The following is an 8,030-nucleotide window of genomic DNA, read 5'->3' as shown; positions in this document are numbered from 1 at the left end:
GGGAGCCAGCGGACGAGGTCGCCGGTGCGGTACATCCGGCCGCCCTCGGGGCAGGCGACGAACCGGGTCGCGGTCAGCCCGGGGTTGCCCAGGTAGCCGCGCGCCAGGCCCGCGCCCGCCACGTACAGCTCACCGACCACGCCGGGCGCGACGGGATGCAGGTGCTCGTCCAGGACGTAGGCGAGGTAGTTGTCGACGGGAGTGCCGATCGACGGCAGGTCGGTGTCCGTGCCGGGCGGCACCAGGCCGCACGTCGAGTTCACCGTGCATTCGGTGGGGCCGTAGGTGTTGTGGAGCTCGAAGGGCATCCCGGCGGGCGGGCGGCGGCGCAGCACGTCGCCGCCGGTGTGCATGACGCGCACCGAGGACGCGGCCAGCGCCGGCTCGTCCAGCATCGCCTCCAGCCGGGGCGTGGCCAGCGAGCAGACCGTGATCCGGCTGTCGGCGATCCACTCCGCCAGCGCCTCGGTGTCCTCCATGACCTGCTGCGACGGCATGTGCAGCGCCGCGCCGGACACGAGCGTCGGCCAGATCTCCGCGACCGCCGCGTCGAACCCCTGCGCGGACAGGTGGCTGGAGCGGTCCGGCGGCACGAGTCCCAGCGCGGGCACCAGCCAGGCGGTCTGGGCCGCGAGGGCGCGGTGGTCGACCACGACGCCCTTGGGGCGGCCGGTGGAACCCGAGGTGTAGATGACGTACGCGGCATCGCGCGGGTGGGTGGACAGCGGCGGCGGGGTCGCCGGGTGGTCCGGGATCTCGCCGTCCAGCAGCACTTTCGCCGCGTCGCTGGACTCGACCAGGTGCGCCAGTCCTCGCTGCGTCACGACGACCGGTGCGTCCGCGTCCGCCAGCATGTAGACCAGCCGCTCGGGCGGGTAGGTCGGGTCGACCGGCAGGTAAGCCGCGCCGGTTCTGAGCACGGCCAGCAACGCCACGATGCTGCCGGTGTCCCGGTCGGTGCAGACGCCGACGACGGTGTCGCGGCGCGCGCCGAGTGCGATCAGGTGGTGCGCGAGGCGGTTCGCCCGCTCGTCGAGCTCCCGGTAGGTCAGCACCCCGTCGTGGGCGACGACCGCCGGCGCGTCGGGCGTGCGTGCGGCGACCTCGGCGACCAGTGCGTGCACCGGCCGGTCGACGTCGTGGGCGACTGCGGTGTCGTTCCACCGGCGCAGAACGGCTTCGCGTTCCGCGGAGGTCAGGACGTCGATCGCGCTCACCGGCCGGGACGGGTCGGCGACGAGCGCCTCGACCAGCCGGACCAGGCGGGTCAGCAGGTGCTGGGCGGTGGCGCGGTCCCACAGGTCGACGGCGTACTCCAGGCACACGTCCAGCCCGTCGGCGCTCTGCCCGAAGCCGAACGACAGGTCGAGCTTGGCGCCGCCCGTCGTGGTCCGCACGGTCCGCACCTCCAGGCCGGGCAGGCCCAGCGCGTCGTCCTCGACGCCGTCCACCCCGTCCTGCAACACCAGCGACACCTGGAACAGCGGGTGCCGGGCGCTGGAGCGCTCGGGGTTGACCCTCTCGACGACGCGGTCGAACGGCACGTCCTGGTGCGTGTACGCGGCCAGGTCGGCCTCGCGGACGCGCTGCAGGACCGTGGTGAAGTCCGGGTCGCCGGACAGGTCGACGCGCAGCGCGAGCGTGTTCACGAACAGGCCGACCAGGTCGTCCAGGTCCTCGGAGCCGCGGCCGGCGACCACCGTGCCGAGCACGACGTCCGTGCCCGCGCCCAGCTTGGTGAGCAACGTGGCCACGGCGGCGTGCAGGGCCATGAACACGGTCGCGTTGTTGGTGCGCGCCAGCGAGACCAGAGCGCGGTGCGTGCCGGCGTCGACCCGGGCGCGGACCTCGTCGCCGACGTTGCCCGACACCACCGGACGCGGCCGGTCGACGGGCAGCCGCAGCTCGTCCGGGATCCCGTCCAGCGTCTCCGCCCAGAACGCGAGCGGGTCGTCCGACGAGCCCGGCAGTTGCTGTTGCCGCAGGCTGTGGTCGGCGTACTGGATCGGCAGCGGCCGCCAGTCCGGTGCCGCGCCGCCGAGACGTGCCCGGTAGGCCTCGGCGAGGTCGCGCAGCAGCACGCCGGTCGACCAGCCGTCCGTGGCGATGTGGTGCAGTGCCAGCAACACCACGTGGTCGCGCTCGCCGAGCCGCAGCACGTGCACCCGCAGCGGGATGTCGGCGGCGAGGTCGAACGGGCGCGCCACCAGCGCCGTCAAGGTGCTGTCCAGCGCGTCCTCTGCGCACTCCGCGACCTCGAACAGCAGCTCGTCGGCCGGCAGCACGACCTGGTGCCACCCGGACACGTCCTCCGGGAACACCGTCCGCAATGCCTCGTGCCGTTCCACGACGTCCAGCGACGCCGCGTGCAACGCCTTCAGGTCCAGCTCGCCGAGGAGCCGCATCGCGTGCGGCGCGGTGTAGGCGTGGTCGGCGACCTCCATCGCGAGCCGCACGCCCAGCTGGGCCGACGACAGCGGCACGCGCCGCGGCCGGTGGCCGGGGCGGGACAGGGCGCGCACCGGCGTGGTGGCGTCCAGGTGCCCGTCGAGACCGCGGGGCGTCGGGTCGCGGAACAGCACGCGGATGCCCAGCTCGACGCCGAACACCGTGCGGATCGACGCGAGCAGCCTGGCCGCGAGCAGTGAGTGCCCGCCGAGGTCGAAGAACCCGTCGTCGAGACCGACCGCGTCCAGCCCGAGGACCTTGGCGAACAGGCCGCAGAGGATCTCCTGCCGCGGCGTGCGCGGCTGGCTGTCACCGACGGTGTACGACGGCGCGGGCAACGCTCGGCGGTCCAGCTTTCCGTTGGGCGTCAACGGGAACGCGTCGAGCTCGACGAACGCCGCGGGCACCATGTGCTCCGGCAGCCGTTCACGGGCGAAGTCCCGCAGTCCGCCCGCGGCGCCGACGACGTACGCGACGAGTCGTTTGCCGCCGGGTCCGTCCTCGCGTGCCACCACGGCCGCGGCGGTCACGTCCGGGTGCGCGGCCAGCACGGCCTCGACCTCGGCCGGCTCGACCCGAAAGCCGCGGATCTTCACCTGGTCGTCGGCCCGGCCCAGGTAGGTCAGCGTGCCGTCGGCGCGGCGGCGGACCAGGTCTCCGGTCCGGTACAGGCGCGTGCCGGGCACGAAGGGCGAGGCGACGAACCGTTCGGCGGTCAGGCCCGGCCTGCCGAGGTAGCCGTGGGCCAGACCCGCTCCGGAGACGTACAGCTCCCCCACCGCGCCGGTCGGCACGGGCGACAGCCGCCGGTCCAGCACGACGGCACCCTTGCCCCGCAACGGTTGCCCGATCGGTACCGCGGCGCCGTCCCAGCCCTGCGGGACGGTGAACGTGGTGGTGAAGCCCATGCTCTCGACCGGCCCGTAGCCGTTGACCACGCCGATGTCCGGCACGGCGGCCAGCACCGCCCGCACGTGTGCGGCGGAGGCGGCCTCACCGCCGGTCAACGCCCAGCGCAGCCCGGTGAAGATGTCCGGGTAGCTGTCCCAGAGGTGGTTGAACAGGCTGGCGGACGCGTCCAGCACCGTCACGCCGTGCCGCACCACCAAGTCCGCGATGACCGCGGGCTCCGGGCGCTGGCCGGGGTAGAGCACCGTCGTGCCGCCGGACAGCAGCGGACCGAACAGCTGGGTCGCGAAGGCGTCCCACGACACCGACGCGCACTGCAGCCACACCTCGCCGGGTCCGAACCCCGCGTACCGCTGGCCGACGAGCGTGCCGGTCAGCGCGCGATGCGGTGTGCCGGCGGCCTTCGCGGCACCGGTCGAGCCCGAGGTGAACATGACGCACGCCAGGTCGTCGGGCCCGGTTTCCGTTGCGGTGAAGGGCATCGGCACGGCGTCGGCGAGCGCGACCACCGGGACGTCCGCCTCGAACGGCCGGTCGGTGAGGACGAGCCGCACCGGCAGGGACGCCACCATCGACGCCAGCCGGGCCGGCGGGAAGTCGACGTCGAGCACCAGGTAGGCCGCACCCGCCTTGAGCACGGCCAGCAACGCGGTCGCCATCTCCACGCCGCGTCCGATGTGGACACCGACGACGTCCCCGCGCCGCACTCCCTCCGAGGCCAGGAAACCAGCCAGGCCGGAGGCGTCCGAGTCGAGGAGCGCGTAGGAGATCTCGGTGTCGCCCGACACGAGGGCGACGGCGTCCGGTGTGCGCGCCGCCTGGGCCGCGACCAGGTCGTGAACCGTGCCGGTGGCCGCCTCCGTGGTGGCGAAGACCTCGGCGCGTTCGACCGCCGACAGCACGTCCAGGTCCCACACCGACCGGTCCGGGTCGGCGGCGGCCTGGTCGAGCAGCTGGACGAGGCGGGCCAGCAGCATCCCGGCGGTCGCGTCGTCGAACAGGCCGGTGAGGTACTCCAGCGAGCACCGCACGCCGTCGCGGCCGTCGCGCAGCGCCAGGGTGAGGTCGAACTTCGCCTCGCCCGCCCCGATCGGCTCGACGGTGCCGGTGAGGCCGGGCAGCGCGAGGCCGGGACCGCCGGAGTCGTCGTCCGCCAGCACCATCACCTGGAACAACGGGTGCCTGCCCGGCGCGCGCACCGGGTTGAGCTCCTCGACCAGCCGGTCGAACGGCAGGTCCTGGTGGCCGTAGGCGTCGAGCGACTCCTCCCGCACCCGGCCCAGCAGGTCGCGGAACGACGGCTCGCCGGACAGGTCCACCCGCAGCACCAGCGTGTTGACGAAGAACCCGACCAGGTCCTCCAGCACCTCCTCGCCGCGGCCGGTGACGACCGTGCCGATCGGGACGTCCTCCCCCGCACCGCTGCGCGCCAGCAACGCGGCGAACGCGGCCTGGGCGACCATGAACAGCGTCGCCCCGCACTCCTCCGCCAGTGCGGCCAGCGACCGCGCCGTGTCGCCGGACAGCACCGCGGCCACGGACGATCCGGCCGACCCGGTGCCCGCGTCACGGGGACGGTCCACCGGCAGCGCGATCTCGTCCGGCAGGCCGGCCAGTCTCGTGCGCCAGTAGGCGAGCTGGGAGCTGACCAGGCTGTCCGGGTCGTCGGCCGACCCGAGCAGCTCCTGCTGCCACAGCGCGTAGTCCGCGTACTGGACGGGCAGCGGCTCCCAGTCGGGCTCCTCCCCCGCCAGCCGCGCGGTGTAGGCGGTGGTGAGGTCGCGCAGCAGCGGGCCGAGCGACCAGCCGTCGCTGATGATGTGGTGCATCACCAGCAGCAGCACGTGGTCCCGCGGTCCCTCTTCGAGCAGGTGCGCCCGGAACGGCGGGTCGGCGGCGAGGTCGAACGCCTCCCGTGCCGCGCGGCCCAGCACGACCGCCGGGTCGCCCGGTTCGAGCACGGCCAGCACGACCTTGGCGTCCTCCAGGATCTCCTGGTGCGGCTGCCCGTCGCGGCTGGGGAAGGTGGTGCGCAGCGCCTCGTGCCGGCCGAGGACGTCGGTGAGCGCCGCTTCGAGCGCCTCGGTGTCGAGCGCTCCGTGGAGTCGCACGGCGAGGGGGATGTTGTAGGCGGCGCCGGTTCCCTCGTGCCGATCGAGGAACCACAGCCGCTGCTGGGCGAACGACAGGGGGATCACAACGTCTCCTTGGACCTCGGACGGGCCCGCAGCACGGGCCGTGGGGCGGGCCGGGCGGCGACGGGCAGGTGGGCGGCCAGGCCGGCGACCGTCGGGTTCTCGAACACGGTCCGCATGCCCAGTTCGGCGCCGAAGACCGACCGCACGCGGCTGACCAGGCGCATCACCAGGATCGAATGGCCGCCCAGCGCGAAGAAGTCGTCGTCGATCGACACCTCCGGCACGTCGAGCAGCTCGGCGAACAGGCCGCAGAGCAGTTCCTCGTGCGGGGTCTGCGGTTTGCGGACCTCCCCGCGGCGTGCCTCGGGGACGGGCAGCGCGGCGCGGTCGAGCTTGCCGTTGGGGGTGCGGGGCACCGACTCCAGCGCGACGACCGCGGCCGGCACGAGGTAGTCGGGCAGGCTGCGGGCGGCGAACTCCCGCAGTCCTCCGGCCGCACCGACCACGTACGCGACGAGCCGCTTGTCGCCGGGGCTGTCCTCGCGGACGACGACCTCGACCTGCCGCACGCCGGGATGCCGGGCGAGCACCGCGCGCACCTCGCCGGGCTCCACCCGGAAGCCGCGGATCTTGACCTGGTCGTCGGCGCGGCCGAGGAAGTGCACGACGCCCTCGCGGTCCTGGCGCACCAGGTCGCCGGTGCGGTACATGCGGCCTCCGGCGACGCCGTAGGGGTTGGCGACGAACCGTTGCGCGGTCACGGGGGTCTGCCCGAGGTAGCCGTGCGCGAGCCCGTCGCCCGCCATGTAGAGCTCGCCGGGGGTGCCCGGCGGAACCGGCCGCAGCCACCGGTCGAGCACGAACACCTGCTTGCCCGCCACCGGACGGCCGACCGGCACGCTGACGCGGTCCAGGTCGCGCGGCTCGACGGTGTGGCAGAGCGTGAAGATCGTGTTCTCCAGCGGCGAGTAGCCGTTCACGACCCGCAGGCCGGGGTACCGGCCGAGCAGGGCGCGCAGGTGCGGGATGGACGCGGGTTCGCCGCCCGTCATCACCTCGCGGACGCCGTCGAACACCTCGGGCGTCTCGTCGACCAGGAAGTTGAGCAGGCTGGCCGACACGTGCAACGTGGTCACGCCATGCTTGGCGACCAGCCTGGTGATCTGCGCCGGGTCCGGGGTCTGGCCGGGTTGCAGCACGCAGGTGGCGCCGGACAGCAGCGGCCCGAACAGCTCCAGCGCGAACGCGTCCCACGACACCGGCGAGCACTGGAGCCAGACCGCGTCCGCGGCGAACGGGACGAAGTCCTGACCGGTCAGCGTCGTGACCAGCGCCCGGTGCGACACGACGACGCCCTTGGGACGGCCCGTGGAACCCGAGGTGAACATGACACACGCCGGGCTGTCGGGGCTGACCTCGCGGGTGAAGTCGTCCGCTGGGTAGTGGCCGCCGTGGACATCCTCCAGCACGAACACCGGCCCGGCCTGGTCGAGCAGCGCCTGCCGGCGGTCGGCCGGGTGGTCGGGGTCGAGCAGGACGTACGCCGCACCGGCCTTCAGCACCGCGAGGATGGCGACGGCGAGGCCGGCACCCCGCGGCAGGCACACCGCGACCGTGTCACCGGCCTCGGCGCCCTGCGCGGCCAGCCGCCGGGCGAGCCGGTTCGAGCGGGCCTGCAGTTCGGCGTAGGTGACGGCCTCGTGGTCGTCGACCAACGCCACCGCGTCCGGCTTTCCCGCGGCGATCAGGCCGGGCAACGTGACGTCGCGGTGCAGGCTGTCAGCGGAGGAGCTCCACTCCCGCGTGACCTTCCGCAGCTCGTCCGCGTCCAGGACGTCCACTGTGGACAAGGGCGCGCCGGGGTCGGCGGCGACGGCGGCCAGCAGCCGGGCCAGCCGGGTCACGACGGCCTCGGCCGTCTCGCGGTCGTAGAGCTCGGTGGCGTACTCCAGCTCCCCGGTCAGGCCGGCCGGTGCGCCGTCCTCGGTGAACGACTCGCGCAGGCCGAGCGTGAGGTCGAACTTCGCCGCCCCGGTGGGTGCGGGCAGCGCCTCCACCTCCAGGCCCGGCAGGGTCAGCTCGCCCTCGGCGTTGTTCTGCAACACGACCATCACCTGGAACAGCGGGTGCCGGGCGGTGGTGCGGGCCGGGTTGAGCTCCTTTACGAGCCGTTCGAACGGCACGTCCTGGTGGTCGTAGGCGGCCAGGTCGGTGGCGCGGACCCGGTCGAGGAGCTCGGCGAACGTCGGGTCGCCGGACAGGTCGGTCCGCAGCACCAGGGTGTTGACGAAGAACCCGACCAGGTCGTCCAGCGCCTCGTCGCCGCGTCCCGCGACCGGCGTGCCGAGCAGGACGTCCGTTCCGGCGCCCAGCCTCGACAGCAGAGCCGCGAACGCCGCGCGGAGCACCATGAACGGCGTCGCTCCCGAAGCGCGTGCCACGGCCGTCAGGCCTCGGTGGACGTCCGCGCCGATGGTGAACGGCACGACGTCGCCCTGGTGCGTCGGCGTGGCGGGGCGCGGGCGATCTGCCGGC

The 8,030-nt window shown here is 73.8% G+C and carries 2 protein-coding genes; both read right to left on the bottom strand.

The annotated features are described in order from the left end of the window. On the bottom strand, positions 1 to 5,555 hold a 5,555-nt coding region (locus tag VF330_RS03405), incomplete at its 3' end, for an amino acid adenylation domain-containing protein (protein ID WP_330850002.1). Beyond that, a partial coding sequence (locus tag VF330_RS03400; RefSeq protein ID WP_330850001.1) for an amino acid adenylation domain-containing protein occupies positions 5,552 to 8,030 on the bottom strand: 2,479 nt, incomplete at its 5' end. The genes VF330_RS03405 and VF330_RS03400, both read right to left, overlap by 4 nt.

Origin of the sequence: Lentzea sp. (assembly GCF_036380075.1) — a bacterium.
Lineage (GTDB): Bacteria > Actinomycetota > Actinomycetes > Mycobacteriales > Pseudonocardiaceae > Lentzea.
This window is presented reverse-complemented; position numbering and strand designations above follow the sequence as displayed.